The following is a 23,657-nucleotide window of genomic DNA, read 5'->3' on the forward strand; positions in this document are numbered from 1 at the left end:
CATGTTCAAGACTTGGCTTTGCATCGTGTGTGGCCTGATTTACGACGAGGCACTGGGATGGCCACAGGACGGCATCGTCGCCGGCACCCGCTGGGAAGATGTCCCCGAAGACTGGATGTGCCCCGAATGCCACGTGGGCAAGGCTGATTTCGAGATGCTCGATATCAGTGAGTACACCCAGGCGGCCACGGTCGCCAGCGTGCCGGTCAGCGCGCCACCGCTGCCTGTCGCCGCGCCGTCGCCACGCCAGCCGATCGTCATCATCGGCAGCGGTTATGCCGGTTACGGCCTGGCCCAGGCGTTGCGCAAGGCCGACCACAAGGTCGAGATCCGCGTGCTGACCCAGGAGTCCGGTCACCTGTACTCCAAGCCCGCGCTTTCGATCGGGCTGTCCCAGGGCAAAAGCGCCGAGGCCTTGTCCGGCGAAACGCCGCTGGCCATCGAGCAGCGTCTGAACCTGCGGGTTTATCCGCACTGCAAGGTGCTGGGCATCGACAGTTCAGCGCGTCGCTTGAGTACCAGCTTCGGTGACATGGAGTACGGCCAGTTGGTCCTCGCCAGCGGTGCGCAACCGATTCGCTTGCCGATCCAGGGCGATACGTCGGCGCTGATCAGCGTCAACAACCTGCAGGACTATCAGGGCTTCCGTGAACGCCTGGGCGGCGTGCGGCGCGTCGCCATTCTCGGCGACGGTCTGATCGGTTGCGAGTTTGCCAACGATCTGGCGCACAACGGGTTTAGCGTCGATGTCATCGGCCTGGGCCGCTGGCCGATGGAGCGCCTGTTGCCCGCCGAAGCCGGGCAGGTGCTGCAGCATGCGCTGGGGGAACTGGGGGTGACGTGGCATCTGCAGAACACGCTGCAAGCCATCGACTCCAGCGGGCAGGGCTATCGCCTGACGCTCGCCGATGGCCACACTCTGGAGGCTGATCTGGTGTTGTCCGCGGTGGGCCTGCGCCCCGACCTGAGCCTGGCCGAGAGCGCTGGCGTGGCGGTTGGGCGAGGCATTCAAGTCAACGCCCAGTTGCAAACCTCTGTGCCGGGCATCTACGCCTTGGGCGACTGCATCGAGATTGGCGGGCAACTGCTGCCTTATCTGGCGCCGATCAACCAGGGCATCCAGGCCCTGAGCAAAACCCTGCTCGGCCAACCGACCGCCGTCGACTACCCGTTGATGCCCGTCACGGTAAAAACCCCGGCCGCGCCGCTGTGTCTGTTGGCGCCGGCCATCGCCTGCGAAGGCGAATGGCGTTGCACGCCGACCGAGGATGGCTTGAGTGCCGGTTTCTATGATGCCCGGGGCCAGCTTAATGGCTTTGTACTGCTCGGTCGCCAAGCGCAAACGCAACGCAGCGCATTGCTGCAGTCCTGTCAGCACTCTCAGCAGGCAGTTGCCTGAGGCCAGACACATGAAAAACACGATCAACCTGCCTTACGACGATGCGAGTTGCGGCTGGTATGCAGCGTTGCCCGAACAACCGGCGTGCAAGCGCCTGTCCGGCGAACAGCGCGCCGACTACGCCGTGATCGGCGCGGGTTTTGCCGGCCTGGCCGCGGCCCGTCGCCTGGCTGAACATCATCCGCAAGCCCGTATCCTGTTGGTGGATGCGCAACGGGTCGCCCATGGTGCCTCGGGGCGCAATTCGGGGTTTGTGATTGACCTGCCGCACAAGTTCGCGCTGGAGCATCCGGACCCTGCGCACAAGCAGCGCTTGCTGTCGCTCAACCGCGCCGCGATTGCGCAGCTGCAGGGCCTGGTCGAAACCCGTGGGATCGATTGCCAGTGGTCCCATGCCGGCAAATATCAAGGCGCCGTCGGCGAACGTGGCCTGGCTTACCTGGATCATTTCGAACGCCTGATGAGCGATCTCGGCGAACCGTTCCGCCGGGCCGATAGCGCCGAGCTGGCCAAGGTGTTGGGTACCGGCCATTATCGCGGCGCCATCTACACCCCCGGCTGCTACCTGATGCAACCGGCGGCGCTGGTCACGGGCCTGGCCCGGACCTTGCCGGCCAACGTCGAGCTGCTGGAAGAATCACCGATCCAGCGCCTGGAGCGCGACGGCCGTGGCGGCTGGATCTTACACGGCACCGCCGGGCAGATCCGTACCCCGCAGCTGCTGCTGGGCACGAGCATCTTCACCCAGGAGTTCGGCTACCTGCGCAATCGCCTGTTGCCGGTCATGACCTTTGCCAGCTGGACCCGCCCCCTGACCGATGCGGAGCTGGCGACCTATGGCGGCCAGTTGGACTGGGGACTGACCCCGGCGGATCACGCCGGCACCACGGTGCGCATGACCCAGGACCGCCGCCTGATTATCCGCAACACCTACAAGCACGTGCCCAAATACGGTCGCAGCACCAGCGATGCCATGCGTTCGAAAGTACAGGATTCCCATCGCAAGGCCTTCCTGGCGCGTTTCCCGCAGCTGGCCGAGGTGCCGTTCAGCCATACCTGGGGCGGCGTCTACGCCATCTCGCGTAACTTCACCAACTTCTTTGGCGAACTGGAAAACGGTGTCTACGCGTCGGCGTGCGACAACGGCGTCGGTGCGGCCTGGGGCACCATCTCCGGGACGATGCTCGCCGATCTCGCGGTGGGTGCCGAATCGGTGCAGCTCAACGACATCCGCGCGGTGACCGGCATGCCGTCGCTCAACCCGCCGGAACCCTTTCTCGGCCTGGGTGTTCGCTCGCGCATTCGCCTGGCGGCCTGGAACAGCCGGAGCGAGCTATGAGCCTCACGGATAAAGGCAAGCGCCAAGTGCTGCGCATCGACCATCAGGACCTGGATTTTACCTTTCGCGGTGGCCCGCCAGGCGCTGCCTATGTGGCGCGCGCCCTCAGCAACGAAGTCTCGCCGAACATCGGTGTCGGTTTTGCCCGCTGGGAAGGTGCGCAAGTGGCTTGGACGGTGCTGTATGACGAGGTGATTTTCGTCATCGAAGGGTGCTTCGAGTTGCAGGTCGGCGACGAGTTGTTTGCCGTCACACCCGGCCAGTTGCTGTGGATTCCCGAAGGCACGGAACTGGTTTATGGCGGGCACGCGTTGTTCGGGTATGTGGTTCACCCGGGCAACTGGAAGCAACTGCACGGTTTGGCTTGAACCATCATTATTCAGGGAGTCGGCACGGTGATAACACTGACAAGAACCTTCGGCGCCCTCTACCTGGCCAGCTTGTTGATGCAATTGGGATCGACCTTGCTGATGACCTACCTGGCGCTGCGCCTCAATGCCTTGGGCGCGAGCGAAACGGCGGGTGGCGCGTTGATGGCCGCCAATGCCCTGGGGATGGTGCTGGGTGGCTGGGTGGGGCGCAGCCTGATCGCGCAGGTCGGTCACATTCGCACCTACGCGGCCTGCGCCGCAACGATTGCGGCGGCGGTCCTGGCTCATGAGTTCAGCACGTCCCTGGCTTTCTGGCTGATACTGCGGGCGCTGGTGGGGCTGGCCATGATGTGCCAATTGATGGTGCTGGAAAGCTGGCTCAATGACCAGGCCCGAACCGAGCAGCGCGGCGGTGTCCTGGCGCTGTACATGGTCGCCAGCTACGTCGGCATGATGCTCGGCCAATTGGCCTTGAGTCTCGACGAGGGGCTGGGCATCCGTGCACTGCTGGCGGTGGCCATGGTGTTCGCCCTGTGTTCGGTGCCGGTGGCGCTGACCCGCAGCGCGCACCCCATGGCGGTGCCCGCGACCTCGATCGACCTGCGCTTGTTCCTGCGGCGCATTCCGCAGGCATTGGGGACGATCCTGGTGTCCGGCATGCTCAACGGCAGCTTCTACGGCCTGGCGTCGATCTATGCGAGCAAGCAGGGATTGGGCACCGCGCAGATCGGCCAGCTCCTGGCACTGACAATCGGTGCCGGGCTATTGGCCCAGTTACCGTTGGGCTGGCTGTCGGACCGGCTACCCCGTGCGAGCCTGATCCGCGCGGTGGCGGTATTGCTGGTACTCATCAGCCTGCCGCTGGGGTTCACCCAAACGCCTTCGTTCCTGACCTTGCTGTGGTTCGGTGCGGGCATCGGTTTTCTGCAGTTCTGCCTGTACCCGCTGGGCGTGGCGCTGGCCAATGACAACATGGAGCCGTCATTGCGTGTTTCGCTCTCGGGCATGCTGTTGATCACCTTTGGGGTCGGCGCCTGTATCGGGCCACTCATTGCCGGAGCGCTGATGGAGGGCTTCGGCACCTCGAGTTTTTATTTCTTCCTGGCGGGCAGCGCAGCGTTGCTGGCCCTGTTGGTAGGGCAGGCGCAAGTTACGCGCTTGAGCGAACAAGGGGCCTGCGAAAGCACCCTGTAGACAGGCGCTGGAGTGCGCCGTATTGATGCGTTTTTCTCATGAGTCGGTGACGAAAAATGGTTTGAAGGCTGGTCAACTTTCAACCATCTTGGCGATGCTGCCAAAGGCGCAATAGACCGGAATCCAGCTGCAGATGAAACCGTCCTGGTGTCAGTCGATACCCGGCGATAAGCGTACTGCGGAACATATCCAAACCCTTATACAAAAACAAAAGGGGAAAACAATGCGTGCTCAATCCGGCCTGTTGAAAGGCCTTAATCCGAATGTGACTGTTGCTTCGATATTAGCGGTGATCCTGTTTGTCGTGTTCTGTGCATTTAAAGATGAACAGGCAGCCAAGGCGTTTGAAATGGCTTCGGTGTTTATCCTGCACAACTTCAAATGGTATTACATCGCCCTGATCAGTGGTGTGTTGGGCGTACTGCTGTATATATCGATCAGCCGTTTCGGTAACTTGAAACTTGGCACCGAACAGGATGTTCCCGAGTTCATTTTCGCTTCATGGATTGCCATGCTGTTCAGCGCGGGAATGGGCATCGGACTGATTTTCTGGTCCGTCGCCGAACCCATGCTGCACTACGCCGACAACCCGTTCTCCAAGGGCTTGACGGACGAGTCCGCCACCCTGGCGATGCGCATCACACTGTTCCACTGGGGCCTGCACCCGTGGGCGATCTTCTCCATGATCGGCCTGAGCCTGGCGTATTTCGCCTACCGTAAAGGTTTGCCGCTGGCCCTGCGGTCGCTGCTTTACCCGCTGATTGGCGATCGTATCTACGGCTGGATCGGCCATGTGGTCGATATCATGGGGGTGGTCATCACCGCCTTTGGTGTTTCCCAGTCGCTTGGCCTCGGTGTGGTGCAGATCAATACCGGATTGCATCAGGTCTTCGGTATTCCGGTGAGTGTCGGGTTGCAGTTATCGATCATTCTGTTTGTCAGTATCGTTGCCTGCATTTCACTGTTGGCCGGACTGTCCAAAGGTATGAAGCGAATCTCCACGCTCAATATGTACCTGTCCTTTATCTTGATGCTGGCTGTATTGGCGATCGGTCCGACCCGTTACATTCTCAACTTGATGTTTGAATCCACCGGCGACTATGTGCAAAACATCGTTGGCCTGAGTTTCTGGATGGACACGCAAAAAGACAGCGAATGGCAAAACTGGTGGACGGCGTTCTACTGGCCATGGTGGATGACCTGGGGTCCATTTGTCGGTCTGTTCATCGCGCGTATTTCCAAAGGCCGGACCATCCGTGAACTGGTGATCGGGGCGCTGGTGGTGCCGACCATGGTGACCATCCTGTGGATGTCGGTGTTCGGTGGCGCGGCGCTGAAAAACGAGCAGCAGGACAGGCAGGCCTACCAGGCATCCGTCGCCAGCCAGGTGGTGACCCAGGAGCAGCCGAAGTTCGAAGGCGGCACCGTGTTGCTCGCCACCAAGAAAGAAACCACGGCGGCCATGTTCACCTTGCTGCAGTCGCTCGATGGCAAGGCCATTGGCGCCGCGCTGTCGATCCTGGTCTGCGTGTTGCTGGGTGTGCACTTTGTCACCACCGCGGATGCCGGCACCCAGGTCCTGTGCACCCTGTGTGCGTTGGGCAGCACCAATCCGCCGAACTGGATCAGGCTGCTCTGGTGCATTCTCGAAGGTGCCATTGCCGCAGGGCTGTTGCTGGCCGGGGGACTCAAGGCCATTCAGATGGCGAGTATCGCCGCCGGTTTGCCGATCGCCATGTTGCTGTTGGTGATGTCCTATACGCTGATCCACAGCTTGCGCAAGGAGATGCCCGCCGTGCCGGCCTGGACGCCTGCGCTGGATCGCCTGCCGCAGCAGGAGCGTTCGGCACAAGAGGGGCGTGATGCGCTGGCGGCAACACCCGTCTACTGAGCCTCGCTGAGGCATCCGTGAACACACCGCAACCGTCTGCTGCCGACACAGCCGACGGTTGCGTTTTGATCCTCTCCTTCAATTTCCGATCCCTGCATTCCTGCGCATTCTGTTAACAGTGTTTATCCGTCAGGGCGCTGTTTGGCAGCGGGGCAAACCCCTAGCATCGTCTCTACCAAATGAACCCGGGCCACGGGTTCCAGCGGTACACATCAGCCCCCTGAACGAGACGGTGAACCCCATGAAAAGAATCGCAATTTTCCTTGCGCTCAGTTGCATTGGCATCCAGGCCTTTGCCGAAGAAAGCCATGCCAAAATCTCGGCCAACAAGCCACCGATCGAGACCTACACCTACGGTTCGAAGCTGGACATCAAGAAGGTCATTTCAGTGACCGATGTCGCGCCAGAGTGTGGTCCGGTTTCGGCGCAGATGACCTACGAAGATTCCCAAGGCCAGCGCCATGTCATGCAGTATCAGGTCATGGGCACTGGGTGCTCGAACGGTTGAGTACCGTGATGACGGTGGAGGGTCGACACTCCATCCGTTCGGCGCGGGAGCACTCAGGCTCTTTCGGCGTATTTTGACGAGCGTGCAATTTTGTCATCGGTAGCCAGCAACCCGGGCAGGTAGTCCTTGAGAAACTCCACCCAGGTTTTTATTTTTGCATCGACGAATTTTCGTGAAGGGTAGATGGCAAACAGGTTCAACTCTTCAAAATGGTACTGCGGCAGCACCCGCACCAGGGTGCCGGCCTTGAGGCCGGCCACGGCGGACGCAATCGGCTGGATGCCGATCCCCATGCCCTGGGTGATGGCGACGGTCATGGCATCGGCGGTGTTGACGTGAAACGGCGACACCGGCGTGTTGACGGTCTCCACGCCTGCGGGGCCTTCGAACACCCAGTGCTCCACTGGCATGACCGTGTTGACGAGTCTCAGGCAATCATGTGAACCCAGCGAACCCGGCGTGTCGGGTACTCCGCGTTGCTTCAGATAAGTTGGCGAGGCGCAGAGAATGCTGTAGGTGATGCCCAGCCGCTGGGCGACAAAACCTGAGTCGGGCAGGTCGCGCGCCAATACGATCGACATGTCGTAACCTTCCTCCAGCAGATCGGGCAGCCGATTGGTCAAAACCAGATCGAACAGGACCGAGGGGTGTGTCTCGCGGTAACTGGCAATGGCGTCGATCACGTAGTGGTTGCCGATGGCCGACATTGCATGAATCTTCAGGCGGCCCACGGGGGTGACCTGTGCGGTGCCTGCTTCCTCTTCCGCTTCTCGCAGTTCATCCAGGATCTTCTCGCAGCGCTGCAAGTAACGTGTGCCGGCCTCGGTCAAGGCCAGGCGCCGGGTCGTGCGGTTGATCAGGCGGGTCTGCAACCGGGCCTCCAGACTCGTGACCGCCTTGGAAACGTTGGTCGTGGTGGTGTCCAGCAAATGTGCCGCTGCGGTAAAGCTGCCGCTCTGGGCGACCGCCATGAAAAACCGCATGCCCTGGAAAACATCCATCGTGGTCGCCTCTTGGGTTGATCAAAAAAAAGGACGGCACAGGGCCGTCCCTTCGAGGCCTGTCATTTCTTGCGCGGGATGAATCCCGGTACGCCGGTTTCCACTACCGAGTTGAAGCGTATCCGCGTTGTGATCTCCTGGCGAATTTCCAGCATGGCCCGGTGGGGCAGGGTGGTGATATCGAAGTTTTCCTGGATATGGCCCAGGGTCGCCGAGGTGGTCAAGAACGCGGCGCCGCGCTGTACCGCCCAGGCCAGTGCCACTTGCGCCGGGGTTCTTTGCAAGTGCCGGGCGATGCCCTGGATCACCTCGTCTTCCAGCACGTTCGGTTCCATGCCGTGGCCCAGCGGCGCGAAGGCCAGGAGGATGATCCCGTGCTCTTTGCAGAATTCCAGCAACTCCCATTCCGGCAGGTAAGGGTGGGATTCGACTTGCACCACCGCGGGCTTGATCCGCGCCACGGCGACGATCTCTTTCAGCGCCTCCAGGGTGATGTCCGACAGGCCGATGGACCGGCAGCGACCTTCATCCACCAGTTGCTCAAGGGCCCGCCAGGTGTCGATCAGGGTCACGCCGGAATCGTAGAGGACATGGCCAAAGGCATCCCTGGGGTCCTGGTCATCCCCGGCTTGAAAAGCGAAGGGCGTGTGGATCAGGTAGCAATCGATGTAGTCCACCTGCAGCCGTCGGCAACTGGCTTCAAAGGCCGGCAACACCCGCTCGGGCCGGTGGTTGGTGTTCCACAGCTTGGTGGTGATGAACAGGTCTACGCGCCGTGCTTTGCCGGCGTCCATAAAAGCGCGCAGGGCAACGCCGACACTTTCCTCATTGCGATAACGCTCCGCACAATCGAAATGGCGGAAGCCGGTTTCCAACGCGTGGGTGATCGCCTGGGTGGTTACGCCGAGGTCCTTGAACAGGGTGCCGAAACCCACGGCGGGCAGCTGCCCCGAACCGTGATTGAGGGCAAACCGGGTATCGCGTAGTTCATCGTGGAAGGCTTCGTAGGACATGTCTTTCTCCAATTACCGAGGCCGCAGCCTCTACTGATACGAACGTTGTGGCGCCTGGGCACTGGCAACCCGTTGCTCGAACACGCCGACAGAGTTGCCGCCGAGGGCGACAAACAGCTGCACGGTGTCGAGGTATTGCGCGGTCTTGACCCGGATCTGGCCCAGCAGCGCCTGTTGGTAGGCTCGCTCGGCTTCGAGCACCTGGAGGATGCTGTTCTCCCCCTGGGCGTAGGCTTGCCGGTTCAGGCGCAAGCTGGTGTCGGCGGCTTGCAGTGCATCCTCCTGGGCGCGAAATTCCTGGGCGTCATGGTTGATCGCTTGCAGCGTGTCCGCGACCTGGCCGAACGAGCTGATGACGGTCTGCTGGTAGCCGGCGAGCGTCGCGTTGTAACCCTCCACGGCGGCCTGGCGTTCGGCCTTGAGGGTTCCGCCGTTGAAGATCGGCCCGGCGATGCCCGCCGCGAAGCCCCAGAGGGCCGCGCCGCCATTGCCTGATGCGGCCTGGGCCAGGGAGGCGGACAAGGTCACCCGTGGATAGAGATTGGCGGTCGCCACGCCGACGGCGGCGCTGGCGATGTGCAGCTCGGCCTCGGCCTGGCGCACGTCCGGACGGTCGTGGGCCATTTCCGAGGGCAGGGCGACCGGCACGTTCGACGGCAAGGCAAATTCGTCGAGGTGAAAGTCCGGCGCAATCCAGTCAGCCGGGCCTTTACCCGTCAGGATCGACAGCGCATGGCGTGCCGCATCCCGTTGCTGAGCCAGGGGTGGCAGCAGCGTGCGGTCCTGGGCAAGCCGGGTTTCGGCCAGCGAAACATCGATCTGCGTGGTGGTACCGCTGGCATGGGCGGTGCGCACCAGTTCGAGGTTCCGGGCGTCGTTGGCCAGCAAGGTGTCCACGGCCTGCATCTGCGCATTGGCAGAGGCCACCAGCAACGCCTGGCTGGCGACCTCGCCGGTCAGGGTCAGGTACGCCGCTTCATAACGATGCTTTTGCAGGTCGGTAAAGGCTTGCTCCTGCTCGACCAGCCGCTTGTTGCCACCGAAGACATCGAGGTCGAAACCGACCCGGGGCCCGATCGCATAGAAATTGGTGACCGACGGCTCCTTGGCGTTGTGCAGCCGTTGGCGACCCGCTGTTGCGCCGAAGTCGACCTGTGGGTACAGCGCACCTTGCGCCGCGGCCACCGATTGCGCCGCCTGGCGGATCGTGGCGTCGGCAGCGACCAGCTCCAGGTTGCCGTCGATGGCGCGGCGTACCAGCTGATCGAGCTTGGGCGAGCCAAAGGCGGACCACCATTGGCCACGGACTTTGCTGCCCAGGGCAATGCGCTGCGAACCACCCTGGCCCAAACGCTGCTCGGCCTGTTGATCGTAGTGTTGCGACGGGCTCGCCGGCGGGGTCTTGAAGTCAGGGCCGACGGTGCAGGCAGAGAGCAAGACCAGCGCCGCCAGTGCCGAGATTTTCGTTGGGAACAGATGACTGGATTTCATAACGCAGACTCCACGAAAACTAGTTGGCCGGTTTCGGCTTGCGAAGAAAGACCACCAGCGGGCTCACCACCAGCATCGCCACCAGCAGGATCTTGAACTGGTCGACGACGGCGATGAACGCGGCCTGGTGGGTGATCATGTGGTTAAGCCCTTCCAGTGCCGGCAAGGGTATCGACGCCGTGCCGAAATGGGCGGCGGCGCGATAGGGCGTCACGTTGCTGACCAGCGCCAGGTGCATCGCCTGGGTATTGTTGAAGAAAAAAATCTGCACGATCGCCACGCCCAGGGTGCTGCCGTAGACACGCGAAAGATTGAACAGGCCGGTACCCTCCGCACGCAGCGCGGGGTCGAGGGTGCTGAACGCCACCTTGGTCAGTGCTGGCATCAACATGCCGATGCCGATCCCCTGGATGGCGCCCGCAACCGCTACTGGCGACCAGTCCATCAAGGGCGAAAAATCCAGCATCAGGGCATTGGCATAGATCACCAGGGCCACGCCTGCCGCCACGAGCAGCCGTCGGTCGAAGCGCTCGGGCAGCCGCCCCATCAGCACAAACGCACCCACCAGCCCGAGGCCGCGCGGGATGGTCAGCGCACCGGTGGTGTCTGGCGGGTAGCCGAGAATTTCATCGAGCATCGGCGAGGTCAGCGCCATGGTCGACAGCAGCACGAAACCCACGGCGAAAAAGATGACGGTCGACAGCACGAAATTGCGATCGTGGAACAGGCGCTTGTTGAGGAAATGCGCCTTGCGGGTCAACCGGTGCACCATGAACCAGTACAACCCCAGCCCACAGGCCAGTGCCTCGATCCAGATTTCCGCCGAGTCGAACCAGTCCAGGCGTTCACCACGGTCGAGCAGCATCTGCAGGCTGATCAGGCCGAGGGTGAAACTGCCAAAGCCGAAGAAATCGAAGGACGGCGCCTTGTCAGCTTTTTTCTCGGCCAGCAACAGGGCCACGACCAGGAAGATGTACGCCGACAGCGGAAGGCTGATGTAGAAGATCGGGCGCCAGTCGAAATGTTCGGCGATCCAGCCACCGATGCTCGGGCCGCTGACGATGCCCAGCAGCACGATGACGGTCCAGGTCGCGCCGAACTTCATGCGCTTCTCGGGCGCCAGCGTTTCCATGGCAATCGCCATCGACAGGGGCGCCAGAACACCACTGGCCAGGCCCTGGATGATTCGCGCACCGATGAATTGCAGCGGCGTCGTGGCCACCGTCGCCAGCAGCAAGCCGAGGACGAAGAAGGCCAGCGCGGCCTGATAGACAAGCTTCAGGCCAAAACGCCCGGCAAGCCACTGGGCAATCGGCAGGGTGATGGCGCTTGCCGCGAGGTACGCCGTGAAGATCCAGCCAGCCTGGTCGTCGGTCATCGACAGGCTGCCTTGAATCAGCCGCAGTACCGCATTGGGCAGCGGCAGGTTGGCCGACTGCATGTAAGTGGCGAGCAGCACCGCCAACCTGAGCGAGCGCGCACCGCCTCCCTCTGGAGATGTCTGTGCATGGGCGTTCATCAGAAGTTACCTGCGGTCAACAGCGACTTGAGCGGGTACCACCATGGCGTGCGATGCCCGGTATCGACCTTGACCGTGGCGCTGGTGCCGGAAAACAGCGGCAGGGCAGGGTCCGCGTCATCCAGTTCGAGGCGAACCGGTACCCGCTGGACCACCTTGACCCAGTTGCCGGTGGCGTTTTCCGGCGGCAGCAGGGCAAAGTCCGACCCGGCGCCGGGGCTCATGCTGGTTATGTGGGCCTTGAACACGCGCCCCGGGTAGGTGTCGATGCTGATGCTCGCTTCCTGGCCCGCACGCATGTGCGTGACCTGGGTTTCCCGGAAGTTGGCCTCGACCCAGATCTCATGGTCGCTGATCAACGCAAAGGCTGGCGCGCCGCTGTTGAGATAGTTGCCCACCTGCAGGTCATCGACCTTGGCGACAATGCCGTCGGCTGGCGCATGCACCGTGGCGTAGGAAAGGTACAGCTGCGCTTCATCGAGCTGCGCCTTGGCTTCACGCACCGAGGGGTGAGTGTCGGCCTCGATGTTGGGGTTGCCATTCAAGGCGACGACGGTGCTGGCGATCTGTTGATCGATCGAGGCGATGCGTTGCCGTGCAATCTTCAGGTCGGTTTCCGCGCGCTCATAAAGAGCCCGGGAGACGAACTCGGTCGCGACCAGCGCTTTCTTGCGGGCAAATTCCTTCTGGTCGAAGTCCGCCGACTCTTTGGCCGATTGCAGTTCAGCCTGCTGCTGACGGTAGCTGGCCTTGAGCCCATCGATGCGCAGCCGCGCGACACTCAGTTGCGCTTGCGCACGATCGATCGCGATCTGCAATGGCTTGGGGTCGAGGCGAAACAGCACCTGGCCCTTGCTGACCTTTTGATTGTCCGCGACGGCGATGTCCACGACCTGCCCGGAAATCCGTGCGTTGACCGAAGCCTTGGCCACTCGGGCGTAGGCGTTATCGGTGGTGACGAAGGGTTCGCCCGCCACGTAGTGCGCATAGCCAACGGCGGCGAAGAGGGCAGGCAGGCCCACCATGAGCCAGGGCCGCAGCTTCTCCTTGAGGGTTTTTTTGATCGGTGATTGGGCCTCATGGGCCTGCGAAGCCGTGATGTCGATTGCTTGAGTCATGATCGAGTGCACCTTTAACCGGGAAGGCGGGCCTGCAGTAATCGCCTGGCACCGACGTCAATGAATGTTGTGGAAAAACAAACCCGCAGGCGCTTGGGAGGATCACTCCGGCGCATCTGTTTCGTCGCTGCAACACCCGGTTCGAGCTGCGCTTGAGCAAACATGGATCAAGGAATTTGTGGTTCCTTATTTTTGTGCGATGGTGTAAAAATATCCCCTCATCCACCTTCCTGCAAGGATTTTGTACGGTATGGCACAAAATAAAGTGACAGAGGGCAAAGGCCGCGGCCGGCCCCGTGCGTATGACCCGCAAACGGCGTTGCAACAAGCGCTCGGTGTGTTCTGGAGTACCGGCTATTCCGGCGCCTCCCTGGACAGCATCGCCACGGCGGCCGGGATGAATCGCCCCAGCCTCTATGCGGCCTTCGGTGACAAACATTCCCTGTACATCAAGGCGCTTGAGCAGTACTGGGAGTTCGCCGCCGCCGACATGCAGGCCGCGCTGAGCGACAGCCAACTGACGTTGCGCCAGGCGCTGATGCGCTTCTACGAGGGGCAGTTGTCGATCTACTTCTCGGGCGACGGCCAGCCACGCGGTTGTTTCGCCATCGGTACGGCGACCACTGAGGCCGTCGAGGATCCGCAGATCCGCGAGGTGCTGGGCGATCGCCTGAGCAGGCTGGATGCAGAACTGGAGGCGCGCCTGCGCACCGCCATTGCCTCCGGCGAGTTGAAGGACGATGTCGATGCAGGGGCGCTCGCCGTTCTCGCCTCATCGCTGCTGCACAGCATTTCGATCCGTGCGCGGGCCGGCAAGTCCCGTGCAGAGTTGACGGCGCTCGTGCACAACGCGGTCGGTGTGATCTGCGGTGGGTGAGGGGCTCGACGATATCCTGGCGCCACAACTGGACGTGGTTTTTTGTGGCATCAACCCAGGTTTGACGGCCGCGACCCAGGGTCATCATTTTGCCGGTCGGGGCAATCGTTTCTGGCGCACATTGCACCTCGCCGGTTTTACGTCACTACAACTGCAGCCGGAGCAGGACCGGATGATTCTGCACTATGGCTGTGGTTTGACGGCAGTGGTCCAGCGGCCGACGGCACGTGCCGATCAATTGTCGGCAGACGAATTTGCCGCGGCCGCGGCGGCTTTCGAACAGAAGATCGCCGGTTTTGCGCCACGCTTCGTGGCGTTTCTCGGCAAGGCTGCGTACTGCGCCTTGTCCGCCCAGCGCGACGTTGCCTGGGGGCCGCAGCCGAAAACCTTCGGCGATGCCGCGGTCTGGGTGCTTCCCAACCCCAGCGGGCGAAATCGCGCCTTTACCCTTGAACAACTGGTGGATGCGTACCGCCAGCTGTATGTGACGGCAGGCGCGCGCCTGTTTTAGCGCGAAGGCGCCAGAAAAGCGTGCGCTGGCGCACCAAGCTCGCACCTGATTTCCCGCCCGGATATTGCTTGCCCATAGCTGTTCACTGACCCTGCGGGCGACGGCCAGTTACCCGATGCGAGGCGATCAACGCAACGCTCGGCGGCATTGTCATTGCATTGTTTTGTTTGTGTGATGGCTGGTTTGACAGTCTTTTCATGAGAGGCCACTGCACGCATAAACACTTGCTGTCTCTGACGCGTCACTTAGGCTGCTTACGGCGTTTTTTTGACGTTATCCGACGGCGTTTTATATTTCTATTTATTATTGTGACGTGCTATTGACGTACTGGCTATCTGCTTATAGGCTCCATTTAGCCTGATTCAGATTTTTTCAAGCGACTCAATCCAAACCCTCAGCGCAGGGAGGCGGTTATATGCGGACGACAGTTTTCATTAAGTTGATAGTGTTATTTGCGACTCTGAATGGAGTAGCCGTTTCCAGTGCCATCGCTGCCAATTTGCCCTATGAAATTAGTCGCATAAGTAGCGCTTGCGAGGGTGCACGGGCTCAAGCCGCCGCGGCTTCGACCGAGGGTGCCCTAGCCGCGACGGAAAGTCTTGGTAAAGACCATGGCGGCTCTTCGCCAGATGCCAAAAGTGTCAAACTTACCAGCACTGATAATGGTTCCGAGTCGGCAGCGAATGCTTCCGTCAATACTTCAGCGTGCGACGGTTTAATGACAGAAGTTGCCACGCAGCAGTTCGTGATTGATCCGCTACATGACAAGGGAATGACTGGCGAATCGGCGTTCCACGTCACTCAACCCAATGCAGTCCCGGTCTCTGCGGTTGTATGGTTATTCTCTTCCGCACTGTTAGGTTTCATCGTTGTCGCTAACCGGCGCAAGATCTAGATGACAGTTTTGCAACACAGTTTTTTCTTGTGGGTGTTACAGGTTTAAAGAGGGCGCTGATAGTAACGGTTGATCCTCATTAGATGTGCTAACCAGGCGGAGGAATTCAGATGCTGCGTTTAATGTTACCTGCACTGTGTGCGCTGGCTATCATGCCCAGCATGGCCGGCGCCGCCGAAGAAAATGCCTATCTTCTGAACGCGGGAGATATTGTCGAAGTGTCCGTTTGGGGCGAGCCACGGGAGAACAGAGAGGTCGTCCCGGTTCTGCCTGATGGCTACATTACCTTGAAGCTGGCGGGGCGAGTCCAGGTCAAGGGGCTGGATACGGCTAAAGCCGAAAAGGTCATCACCAAGGCCTACGATGAATTCTATCCCGACCCGAAGGTGAGCGTTGTCGTCACGGAGGCCAGGGGTAATGTCGTCTATGTCCAGGGCAAGGTACTCAAGCCTGGCAGGGTACAGATGACCGGTGAGACCGATGTACTGCAAGCCTTGAGCGAGGCCGGCGGTTTGGACAAGTTCGCGGACAAGGACGATATCAAGCTCTTGCGGCGCGAAGGGAAAACCCAGAAAGTACTGCCCGTCAACTACGGCGATCTGATTGCCGGGCATGACATGTCCACTAACTTTCAACTTCAGGCCGGCGATACGCTGGTCGTTCCCTGACATTGCGCGATGCATTAAGGATTAACTTGCGTTCATTGCAAACAACCGGAGTGGTGATGGCAATATTGACTTTGCCATGTTCCGGCATGACCTACGCCGGCACCTGGCAGTCGGCAGTTGCACTGCCCATGACCGTCGAGCACGACAGCAATCCATTGCTCTTGACGACTGACGAGAAGGCGATCACGCGAACGATCATTGCCCCCGATTACACGCTGGTGGGTAATTTTGATCGGGATCAGTGGAAGTTTGGCCTCGGTGTCAATCTCGAGCGCTCGTCCGATAAAGACGTCGTGTCCGATCGAGAAGATCCGCGGCTGTCGTTTGGCTGGCAGCGTGAGACCGAAAAGGGCAGCTATGGACTCACGGCGAGATACATCGAGAGTTCGACGCTTTCCACTGAAGTCCAGCAGACCGGTGTGACAGACTCGACCGATGGCACGCAAAAGCTCTCGAGCATCGGCGGTAACTGGCGAAGCGCGGTGACCGAGCGCAGCACCTTGGTCAACGAAATCGACCTCACCCATGTCGAATACGACACCGCCTCGCTGACCAACTACGATGAGCTCACCAACCGTTTCAGCTGGCTTTATCAATGGAATGAGCGGGTCGAACTGTTCACCCGTTTCGAAGCGACGCGCTATGAGCCCAAGGACGAGACCACCCTTGGTTCCTCCAACAGTTACACCCCAGTGGCCGGTGTGAACTTCCAGATCTCCGAGCAGTTTACGGGGTCGGTGTTCGGCGGTGTGAACAAGGTTTCCGACAGCAGCAGTGGCCCCACCGGCCAGGGTGGCGCGAGCCTGCGTTACACCGGTGAGCGTGTCGAGTCCAGTGTCGAAGCCAGTCGCAGCACGATCGCCAACGGGGAGAATGGCCTGATCGAATCCGATGAGCTACGGGGTAACTGGAGTTATCTGCTCGACGAGACCAGTCGTCTCGGTGTTGATGGCTCCTGGCAAAAAACCAAAGGGGACGCGCCCAGTACCTTTCGCACATACGGCGCCTATGTCAGTCGCGAACTCTCGCCTTTTTGGCTTGCCCGCCTATCCTTCACCTACAAAGAGCGCGAGCGAGATGGCTTGCCAGATGCCGATGCCAACATCATAGGGATGACCTTGATCTATAGTCACCCCGACTTCTGACCTTCAGCAGCGTGGTATTTATGTCCTCTGAATACGAAATGTCGGTCAACGACTACATTGCAGTAATCAAACACCGGGCCTGGCTGTTGGTTGTGACGGTGGCCGTGATAATCGGGGCGACTGTATTGGTGGCGACAACCATGCCACCGATCTATCAGTCGTCCGGAACTATCCTGGTGGAATCTCAACAGATTTCACCGGACCTGGTGGCGGGGAACAACAATACCTTTGCCGACGAGCGCATCGAGGTCATTCGCCAGCGCGTGATGACCCGCGAGCATTTGGAGGCAATCATCAACAAGTACAATCTTTTCGAAACGGGAAGCCGGCGGCTGACCCTGACCGAGAAGATCGAAGAGATGCGCGCTGCGATTTCGGTCGCCCTGGTCAGTGCGGCGGTGAAGGGGCGAGGCGAGGTGACGATTGCCTTCCGCCTTGCCTTCGAGCACAGGGAACCGCAAGTCGCGAACGAAGTGGCCAACGAACTGGTGACGCTGTTCCTCAATGAGAACATCAAGCAGCGCACCGAGCGCGCCAGTGAAACCACCGAGTTCCTGACCCAGGAGGCGAACAAGCTGCGCACCGAGCTGGAAGTGCTGGAGAACAAGCTGGCGGACTTCAAGCAGGCCCATGGCAATGCGCTGCCCGAGCATCAGGAGCTGCGCATGAACATGTTGTCGCGCTCTGAACTCGAACTCAAGGATATAGACCGTGACTACAAGGCGGCCAACGAAGAGTTGCGCTTCCAGGACCTGGAGCTGTCGGCGGCCAATGCCGGCCTGTCGACCAAGCCGGGCACGGCGGGTACGGTCGTTGAGCCGGTGCAGGATCTGCCCACCCTCAAGGCCGAGTATGCCCGGCTGCTGACGATCTATAAGGAAGCCCATCCTGATGTGCGGGCCATCAAGCGCAAGATTGCCGCCATGCAGGCCAGTCAAGGCCGTGGCAGTTCCACCACGCCGGTCAGCATGGAGGTTGCCAGGGTCCAGGCGCGCATTGCCGCCTCGGAGCAGCGCATGAGATCGCTGGCCGCGCAGAAGCAGCAATTGCTCGACAAGATCGCGACCCTGGAGAGCCAGATTCTCGAGGCGCCGCAAGTGGAACGCGGCTTGGTCACACTGATGCGTGACCATGAAAACGCACGCAAGAAGTATGAGGAAATCCGCACCAAGGAGATGAGTGCGAAAATTACCGAAAGCCTGGAGCAGGAAAACAAAGCCGAGCGTTTCGTGCTGCTCGAAGCGCCGTTGATGCCGGAAAAACCGGTGCGGCCGAACCGCAAGAAAGTCGTGGCCCTGGGCTTTGTCCTCGCGCCGGTAGGGGCGGGTGCACTGGTGATGCTGCTCGAGATGCTGAGCCAGCGGGTACGTGGCGTGGACGCGCTGACCAGTGTGCTGGGCAGGCGCGTACTGGTGGCCATCCCCTACATTCATACCCAGGCGGAACTGGCTCGTCGCAAACAGTGGCGAACGATACTGGTGCTCTGTGGCATCTTGATGATCGTGGTTTCCCTGGTGCTCCTGCACTTCTTCTACATGCCACTGGATTTGCTGATGTTCAAGGCTCTGGCGCGGTTTGAATAAGGAATATTGCGATGGAAATTATTAAGCCACCTCTGGGTAAAGGCGAACAATTGCCTTCGTCAGGCCTGGTGCTCTCTTCATCCGGACAGCCTGCACCGCTCAATGCACTCAGCTACGTGCAAACCAAGGTCGTACCGTTGCGGGCAGAGCATCTGGAGCGCCATCGCATTGTCGCCTACAACAAGAATTCGAACATGGGCTGGGCGTTCGATCTGCTGCGTACCCAGGTCCTCAAGGCCATGGAGGAAAATGGCTGGCGCACACTGGCCATTACCTCGCCGACACCGGAGGCGGGCAAGTCGGTGTTGGCGATCAACCTGGCAATGAGTATCGCGCATCACACGACCAAGACGGCGCTGCTGGTGGATTTCGATTTGCGTTGTCCCAAGGTGGGTAGCTACCTGGGGCTGCCGATGGAAAAATCGCTCAATGAATTTCTGAGCAACGAAGCAGAGCTGCAGGAGGTGTTGGTCAACCCGACCTTGCCGCGTTTTGTGGTGCTGCCGACGCGCGAGCCGATTCCGCTTTCCACCGAGGTGTTGTCCTCGCCGGCGGTGAGCGATTTGATCGTTGATCTGCGTGAACGCTACAACTCTCGTGTCGTGATCTTTGACTTGCCGCCGGTGTTGAGTTCGGACGATGTGATTACCGTGCTGCCCAAGTTCGACTGTGTGCTGCTGGTGGTTGCCAACGGCATGAACACCAAGAAGGAGATCGAGGAGAGTCTGCATCATCTGGGCAGGGCGAATCTGATTGGTACGGTGTTGAACAAGTCCGGGCCGGCGAAACGGCCTTACTAGGAGATCGCCGTACGGCTCGCGTTCATACCCGATCTACTGTAGGAGTGAGCCTGCTCGCGATGGCGGCCTGACAGCCGACTTGTTATTTGTTGACTGAGTACATATCCATTGCTGCGGTAACGGCCACTTATGGTTTCGCCCTTACGGCGAGTCCCTTTTGTCAAACGCCCGGAGTGCCGGCCCAGACAAAAGGAACCAAAAAGTCTTGCCCCAGCGTCCGGCCCCTCGCTAAGGCTCGGTGTTCCTTCGCTCCGGCATTCATCCGGGGGCATCGCCTCCGGTCGGCTTCGCTTCGACCTCCTCTCGATGTGTGCGGCTTCGCCGCACGGCGCTACGCGCCTACCCCCCGGATGAACACCTCCACTCAGCCTGCCGAAGGGGCTGGCAGATCAAGATCAAAAGCTGGAGGCGAGCTAACGCTCGACCTGAAGAGTGGTGAAGAGCGGGTGGGTGTAGGCCGCTTTGTTTTTGTTTTTGCTTTTGCTTTTGCTATTGCTTTTCTGTGGGCGCGAGCTTGCTCGCGATGGCGGTCTGACGGTCGACCCGTCGCTCGCGGATGTACCCGATCAACTGTGGGAGCTGGCTTGCCAGCGAAGGCGGCCTCCAAGCCTGCCTGGATTATGTCGACTAAATACGCCGCCTTCACTGCCACGGATACTTCTTCTCCCACGCCCAGGCATGCGCCACGATCTGTTCCAGCGTGGCATATTGCGGTCGCCAGCCCAGCAGGCTGTTGGCCCTGCGCGCATCCGCCACCAGCCGTGGCGGGTCGCCAACGCGGCGTGGCGCTTCGCTGATAAAGATGTCCCGGCCGGTCACGCGGCGCGCCGTGTCGATCACTTGCTGCACCGAGAAACCCTGGCCATTGCCGAGGTTGAAGGCCGTGCTGCTACCTCCCGCCAATAAATAGTCCACGGCCAGCGCGTGGGCAGCCACCAGGTCACAAACGTGTACGTAGTCGCGAATGCAGGTGCCGTCCGGCGTGTCGTAGTCAAAGCCGTAGACGGTGATGGTCTTGCGCCGGCCCGAGGCGGCCTGCAGGATCAGCGGCAGCAGGTGGGTCTCCGGTTCATGGCGTTCACCCAACTGCCCATCGGGGTCCGCGCCGGCGGCGTTGAAGTAGCGCAGGCACACCGACTTGAGCCCATAGGCACGGTCGAAATCTTCCAGCATCTGCTCCACCATCCACTTGCTGCGACCATAGGGGTTGATCGCGGCCTTGGGGTGCGCTTCATCGATGGGTACATACTCCGGGTCGCCATAGACGGCGGCGGTCGAGGAGAAAATGAAGTGCTTGATCCCGGCGCGAACCATGGCCTTGAGCAGCGTCAGGGTGGCCGCCAGGTTGTTCTGGTAATACTTGGCCGGTTCGGTGACGGACTCGCCCACCTGGATGAAGGAGGCGAAGTGGAACACGGCATCGAAGTGGTGGGCGCTGAACAAGGCGTCCAGCGCCTGGGCGTCGGCGATGTCGAGCTCGACCAGTGTCCCGCCCAGCACTGCGCTGCGATAGCCCGTGGAAAAATTGTCCGCTACCACCAGTTCATGCCCCGCGCCAAGCAGCTGCTTGACCATGTGTGAACCGATGTAGCCCGCGCCGCCAATCACCAGAAATTTCATGCAGCTCTCCTTGACATCGTTGCGGTGTCAGCGCGAGGCGCTTGACCCGTCCTTCAAAAGAGACCAGTGACCTGCGAGGTCACTTGAGACTGTCACTCGCTTGCGATGGATTATTTTTCAGGAACAGCCAATTGTGCGCCTGCAGGCCGTCGAACTTGATCGTGTAGCGGCCATCCTGGTAGGTGGCAGGCAGTTTTCCAGGTTGTCCAAGAGGTCCGCCCTGGGTGAACAGGGTCAAGCCCGGGGGGGCCTGCAGGGTTAGCGTGCCTTCAAGGGGTTCTACGTAGAAAGGCGTCTTGTTGTTGTCTTTGGGGATGGCCCGGGTGCCCAGGGAAATCAACAGGTTCGCGGACTTGCCGACGGGCGCGTCGTCCAGGCTTTGCACCACCACGCTGGCGTAGGCGGTCTTGATTTTCACCTGGATATTGCCCAGCTTGATCGACTCACCGCCGATCCAGCCGGTGGCCGCCTGGGTGCGAGGCGTATCGATGGTGTAGAGGCCTTGTTTCCAGTTGCGCTTGAGTTCACCGGTGTCGGTGGTGGACTCGCTGGCCGTGGCGTCCAGCAGCGACTGGGCCGGGTCATGGAACACCTGTGCGTTGCTGGCGATGATGCCCGGTTGCAACCAGGGCAGTTGCGGCGTCTTTGGCATGGCGATCTGCAGCTTGCCTTTCTCCATGGCGGTGCGCAGCAGGGCCGAATTGGCCGGTGTGATGCTTTGGTTGAACAGGGTCTGCGGCGTCGGTGCGAAGACATAGGCCGTCTTCGCTTCGTGAACGTCGGCGCGACGATAAAGCAAGGCAGCGGCGGGCAGGGTTGCCAGCATGGCCGGGTCGCTGTAGGCGTGCCAGTTGTCGGCCGATATCGATTGCCCGGTGAGGTCCTCCTGACTGTAGGCATATTGCATCAGCGCATCCCAGCCCTGGTGACTGGCCGTGCCGGCCATATAAAGTGGCAGCGAATGGCGGTCGGCGATGGGGAAGGGTTCGTTGTTCCATTCCGTGACGGTCAGGGGTTTGCCGACGACCTGGCCGGCGGCGATCCAGTCCAGCAGATTGGCGCTGGTCAGCGGGTTTTTCTCAAGCTGTCCCGGGCCACCGTAGCTGTGGACGTCGATCACGTCCCCGGCGGTCAGGGCGGGCAGGGCGCTCAGGCCGTTGCCGCCCCAACTGCTGGTCGTGGCAATCGGCACTTTTACGCCTGTTTCGCGCAAGGAATCGATCATGTCGGCGTTGAAGCGCTGTTCCAGGTCGTTGAGGAACAGTTTGGCAGGGCCAGGCTCCCAGGACCGCCAGGTCTGGTTTTCGGACAGGTCGTGCTGCTTGGCAAAGGCCTTGGCAGCCTTCATGTACAGCTCGTTGTGCTTGGGCACAGACTTGTCGGGCAACAGGGCGTTGCCATAGTGTTGGGTGATGTCGTTTTCGTTGGTGATCAGCACGGCGGCGATCGCCGGATCGTCCTTGTAGGCCAGGCCCGTATAGCTGTTTACGTGGCTCAGGTAATCCTTGGCAAAGCGTTTCATGGCCTGCTGGATCGTGACGTTTACGTAGGCGTAGCCCTTGAGGTCGGCGATGCCATACTGGTTCTTCGGCAATTCATCGAAGCCAAAGATGTTGTCGTTCGCCCAGAGGCCTCGTCCGACGTGCATGTCGAGCCAGACATAGATGCCCTCGTCCTTCAGGCACTTGATCCACCAATCGAGCTTCTTCAGTGATTCCTGGCTCAGGCGCTGGGTATCATGCACCTCCCGGCCGTCACCGAAGATGTTGGGAAAGACCCACAGCGAGTCATGGTGATGCAACCGCACCAGATTGAAACCCAGGGCCGAGAGGCGCTTGGCCTGCAGCTTGATCGCATCGTCCGGCGTGCGAAACAGCGTATAGGCCGACAGGTTGGTGCCCCAGAAGCGTGCCGGGGTGTTGTCGGCAAACAGCAGTTGCTCGCCGGCTGCCTTGACGAAGCCGCGCTTGCCCGCGGGCTTTTCCTGGGCATTGAGAAAGGACAGGTCGACCGGTGAGGTTTTCCAGTCCAGTCTGTCGCTCGGCCAGGTTTTCGGGTCCGCGATCCCGAAGCGCTCGGTGGCGGTCGGGACCAGCACCGCATCACCGGACACGCTGAACGTGGCCTTGAAGGTTTTGCGACCGGGTTCAATCCGCTCCTTGTAGAGAAACGCCCGTACCTGGGATCGATCACCGGGTTCGAAATACACCCTCGCCAGCGCAGGCTCGAAGCGCATCTCGAAGCGCCGCCCCTGGGCATTGCCCCAGGACCAGCCACGGTTGTCGGGCAGCAACACCGGCTCGCCCATTTCTTCGGCAAGGGCCGGGTCGAAGTTGAAGACGATGCCCCCGCCCATTACGTTCGTCTTAAGGCTGTGGGCATCCAGGACAAGGTCCGTGATCAACGTCTGCTCGCCCACCTTGCGAATCTGCCCGGTCGCGTCGAAATCCAGCTTCTGGCTCTTGCCCTCCATGGCGTAGACATAGGGCGAGATCACCTTGAGCGAAGGGGTAAAATCCGCCCAGTCCCAATTGCCGCCCCAAAAGACGAATTGCGAGGCGACGGCTGGGCTGCCGCCACGCGTAACCTGGGGCAGGCCGCTGCGTTCATCGACGCTCGCGACCCACTCCGCTGCCCGGGTGCTCAATGGCCAAATGACAAGAAACAGAAGAAAGACTGACAGCAAGGGCATGCGGTAAAAAAAACTCGTCATG

At 60.7% G+C, this 23,657-nt stretch carries 20 protein-coding genes and 1 pseudogene; 14 read left to right on the plus strand and 7 right to left on the minus strand.

Annotated elements, in window-relative coordinates; genetic code table 11:
• Window position 1: 1 nt before the first annotated feature.
• The 7 genes and pseudogenes from OH720_RS12235 to OH720_RS12265 all read left to right on the plus strand — a co-directional run.
• Window positions 2-166: pseudogene (locus OH720_RS12235) on the plus strand (rubredoxin); the annotation flags it as partial.
• Entirely contained in the window at window positions 155-1,399 is a 1,245-nt protein-coding gene (locus tag OH720_RS12240; RefSeq protein ID WP_272606439.1) for an FAD-dependent oxidoreductase, read from the plus strand. The pseudogene OH720_RS12235 and the gene OH720_RS12240, both read left to right, overlap by 12 nt.
• A 10-nt stretch (window positions 1,400-1,409) precedes the next feature.
• Window positions 1,410-2,738: an NAD(P)/FAD-dependent oxidoreductase gene (locus OH720_RS12245; protein ID WP_180204192.1), complete on the plus strand. Its 1,329-nt coding sequence runs from the start codon at window positions 1,410-1,412 to the stop codon at window positions 2,736-2,738.
• The gene (locus tag OH720_RS12250) at window positions 2,735-3,106 is read left to right on the plus strand and encodes an ethanolamine utilization protein EutQ (RefSeq protein ID WP_272605815.1); all 372 of its coding nucleotides are present in this window, start codon (window positions 2,735-2,737) and stop codon (window positions 3,104-3,106) included. Before OH720_RS12245 ends, OH720_RS12250 begins: the two co-directional genes overlap by 4 nt.
• Window positions 3,107-3,133: 27 nt before the next feature.
• Window positions 3,134-4,303 carry an MFS transporter gene (locus OH720_RS12255; RefSeq protein WP_272605816.1) on the plus strand — a complete coding sequence of 390 codons (1,170 nt, stop codon included), beginning with the start codon at window positions 3,134-3,136 and terminating at the stop codon, window positions 4,301-4,303.
• A 223-nt stretch (window positions 4,304-4,526) separates the two neighbouring features.
• A complete protein-coding gene (locus OH720_RS12260; protein ID WP_272605817.1) occupies window positions 4,527-6,194 on the plus strand; it encodes a BCCT family transporter in 1,668 nt (555 codons plus the stop codon).
• 241 nt (window positions 6,195-6,435) lie between these two features.
• Window positions 6,436-6,702: a DUF2790 domain-containing protein gene (locus OH720_RS12265; protein WP_272605818.1), complete on the plus strand. Its 267-nt coding sequence runs from the start codon at window positions 6,436-6,438 to the stop codon at window positions 6,700-6,702.
• A 53-nt stretch (window positions 6,703-6,755) separates the two neighbouring features.
• Here the strand turns inward: OH720_RS12265 and OH720_RS12270 are convergent, their stop codons facing one another.
• The 5 genes from OH720_RS12270 to OH720_RS12290 all read right to left on the minus strand — a co-directional run bounded on the left by OH720_RS12270 (window position 6,756) and on the right by OH720_RS12290 (window position 12,844).
• Entirely contained in the window at window positions 6,756-7,703 is a 948-nt protein-coding gene (locus OH720_RS12270) for a LysR family transcriptional regulator (RefSeq protein ID WP_272605819.1), read from the minus strand.
• A gap of 62 nt (window positions 7,704-7,765) precedes the next feature.
• Window positions 7,766-8,716, minus strand: coding sequence for an aldo/keto reductase (locus OH720_RS12275; protein ID WP_272605820.1), 951 nt, complete (start codon window positions 8,714-8,716; stop codon window positions 7,766-7,768).
• 30 nt (window positions 8,717-8,746) lie between these two features.
• Window positions 8,747-10,207: an efflux transporter outer membrane subunit gene (locus OH720_RS12280; RefSeq protein WP_272605821.1), complete on the minus strand. Its 1,461-nt coding sequence runs from the start codon at window positions 10,205-10,207 to the stop codon at window positions 8,747-8,749.
• Window positions 10,208-10,226: 19 nt separating this feature from the next.
• Window positions 10,227-11,726: an MDR family MFS transporter gene (locus OH720_RS12285; RefSeq protein ID WP_272605822.1), complete on the minus strand. Its 1,500-nt coding sequence runs from the start codon at window positions 11,724-11,726 to the stop codon at window positions 10,227-10,229.
• On the minus strand, window positions 11,726-12,844 hold the full coding sequence (locus OH720_RS12290; RefSeq protein ID WP_272605823.1) for an HlyD family secretion protein: 1,119 nt from the start codon (window positions 12,842-12,844) through the stop codon (window positions 11,726-11,728). Before OH720_RS12290 ends, OH720_RS12285 begins: the two co-directional genes overlap by 1 nt.
• A 250-nt stretch (window positions 12,845-13,094) precedes the next feature.
• On the opposite strand from OH720_RS12290, the gene OH720_RS12295 reads away from it, so the two are divergent.
• The 7 genes from OH720_RS12295 (at window position 13,095) to OH720_RS12325 (ending at window position 19,323) form a co-directional block, all read left to right on the plus strand.
• Window positions 13,095-13,721, plus strand: a complete 627-nt coding sequence (locus OH720_RS12295; RefSeq protein ID WP_272605824.1) for a TetR/AcrR family transcriptional regulator — start codon at window positions 13,095-13,097, stop codon at window positions 13,719-13,721.
• Window positions 13,714-14,232 (plus strand): G/U mismatch-specific DNA glycosylase, encoded by a 519-nt coding sequence (gene mug, locus OH720_RS12300; protein ID WP_272605825.1) that lies wholly within the window; start codon window positions 13,714-13,716, stop codon window positions 14,230-14,232. The genes OH720_RS12295 and mug overlap by 8 nt, the downstream gene beginning before the upstream one ends.
• A gap of 415 nt (window positions 14,233-14,647) precedes the next feature.
• A complete protein-coding gene (locus tag OH720_RS12305; RefSeq protein ID WP_272605826.1) occupies window positions 14,648-15,127 on the plus strand; it encodes a hypothetical protein in 480 nt (159 codons plus the stop codon).
• A 110-nt stretch (window positions 15,128-15,237) separates the two neighbouring features.
• A complete protein-coding gene (locus tag OH720_RS12310) occupies window positions 15,238-15,795 on the plus strand; it encodes a polysaccharide biosynthesis/export family protein (protein ID WP_272605827.1) in 558 nt (185 codons plus the stop codon).
• Window positions 15,796-15,821: 26 nt separating this feature from the next.
• On the plus strand, window positions 15,822-16,940 hold the full coding sequence (locus OH720_RS12315) for a hypothetical protein (protein ID WP_272605828.1): 1,119 nt from the start codon (window positions 15,822-15,824) through the stop codon (window positions 16,938-16,940).
• A 20-nt stretch (window positions 16,941-16,960) separates the two neighbouring features.
• On the plus strand, window positions 16,961-18,523 hold the full coding sequence (locus OH720_RS12320) for a GumC family protein (protein WP_272605829.1): 1,563 nt from the start codon (window positions 16,961-16,963) through the stop codon (window positions 18,521-18,523).
• Between the two features lie 11 nt (window positions 18,524-18,534).
• Entirely contained in the window at window positions 18,535-19,323 is a 789-nt protein-coding gene (locus OH720_RS12325) for a CpsD/CapB family tyrosine-protein kinase (RefSeq protein WP_008061510.1), read from the plus strand.
• Window positions 19,324-19,965: 642 nt separating this feature from the next.
• Here the strand turns inward: OH720_RS12325 and galE are convergent.
• The gene (galE, locus tag OH720_RS12330) at window positions 19,966-20,943 is read right to left on the minus strand and encodes a UDP-glucose 4-epimerase GalE (protein WP_272605830.1); all 978 of its coding nucleotides are present in this window, start codon (window positions 20,941-20,943) and stop codon (window positions 19,966-19,968) included.
• A 79-nt stretch (window positions 20,944-21,022) separates the two neighbouring features.
• Window positions 21,023-23,656 carry a glycosyl hydrolase family 5 gene (locus tag OH720_RS12335; protein ID WP_272605831.1) on the minus strand — a complete coding sequence of 878 codons (2,634 nt, stop codon included), beginning with the start codon at window positions 23,654-23,656 and terminating at the stop codon, window positions 21,023-21,025.
• Between the last annotated feature and the right edge of the window lies 1 nt (window position 23,657).

Source organism: Pseudomonas sp. WJP1 (genome assembly GCF_028471945.1).
Taxonomy (GTDB): domain Bacteria; phylum Pseudomonadota; class Gammaproteobacteria; order Pseudomonadales; family Pseudomonadaceae; genus Aquipseudomonas.

What these genes read in the sequence shown, in the direction of transcription:
- OH720_RS12240 (WP_272606439.1), top strand. Translation starts at nt 155, where the DNA reads ATGCTCGATATCAGTGAGTACACCCAGGCGGCCACGGTCGCCAGCGTG.
- OH720_RS12245 (WP_180204192.1), top strand. Translation starts at nt 1,410, where the DNA reads ATGAAAAACACGATCAACCTGCCTTACGACGATGCGAGTTGCGGCTGG.
- OH720_RS12250 (WP_272605815.1), top strand. Translation starts at nt 2,735, where the DNA reads ATGAGCCTCACGGATAAAGGCAAGCGCCAAGTGCTGCGCATCGACCAT.
- OH720_RS12260 (WP_272605817.1), top strand. Translation starts at nt 4,527, where the DNA reads ATGCGTGCTCAATCCGGCCTGTTGAAAGGCCTTAATCCGAATGTGACT.
- OH720_RS12265 (WP_272605818.1), top strand. Translation starts at nt 6,436, where the DNA reads ATGAAAAGAATCGCAATTTTCCTTGCGCTCAGTTGCATTGGCATCCAG.
- OH720_RS12270 (WP_272605819.1), bottom strand. Translation starts at nt 7,703, where the DNA reads ATGGATGTTTTCCAGGGCATGCGGTTTTTCATGGCGGTCGCCCAGAGC.
- OH720_RS12275 (WP_272605820.1), bottom strand. Translation starts at nt 8,716, where the DNA reads ATGTCCTACGAAGCCTTCCACGATGAACTACGCGATACCCGGTTTGCC.
- OH720_RS12280 (WP_272605821.1), bottom strand. Translation starts at nt 10,207, where the DNA reads ATGAAATCCAGTCATCTGTTCCCAACGAAAATCTCGGCACTGGCGGCG.
- OH720_RS12285 (WP_272605822.1), bottom strand. Translation starts at nt 11,726, where the DNA reads ATGAACGCCCATGCACAGACATCTCCAGAGGGAGGCGGTGCGCGCTCG.
- OH720_RS12290 (WP_272605823.1), bottom strand. Translation starts at nt 12,844, where the DNA reads ATGACTCAAGCAATCGACATCACGGCTTCGCAGGCCCATGAGGCCCAA.
- OH720_RS12295 (WP_272605824.1), top strand. Translation starts at nt 13,095, where the DNA reads ATGGCACAAAATAAAGTGACAGAGGGCAAAGGCCGCGGCCGGCCCCGT.
- OH720_RS12305 (WP_272605826.1), top strand. Translation starts at nt 14,648, where the DNA reads ATGCGGACGACAGTTTTCATTAAGTTGATAGTGTTATTTGCGACTCTG.
- OH720_RS12310 (WP_272605827.1), top strand. Translation starts at nt 15,238, where the DNA reads ATGCTGCGTTTAATGTTACCTGCACTGTGTGCGCTGGCTATCATGCCC.
- OH720_RS12320 (WP_272605829.1), top strand. Translation starts at nt 16,961, where the DNA reads ATGTCCTCTGAATACGAAATGTCGGTCAACGACTACATTGCAGTAATC.
- OH720_RS12325 (WP_008061510.1), top strand. Translation starts at nt 18,535, where the DNA reads ATGGAAATTATTAAGCCACCTCTGGGTAAAGGCGAACAATTGCCTTCG.
- galE (WP_272605830.1), bottom strand. Translation starts at nt 20,943, where the DNA reads ATGAAATTTCTGGTGATTGGCGGCGCGGGCTACATCGGTTCACACATG.
- OH720_RS12335 (WP_272605831.1), bottom strand. Translation starts at nt 23,656, where the DNA reads ATGACGAGTTTTTTTTACCGCATGCCCTTGCTGTCAGTCTTTCTTCTG.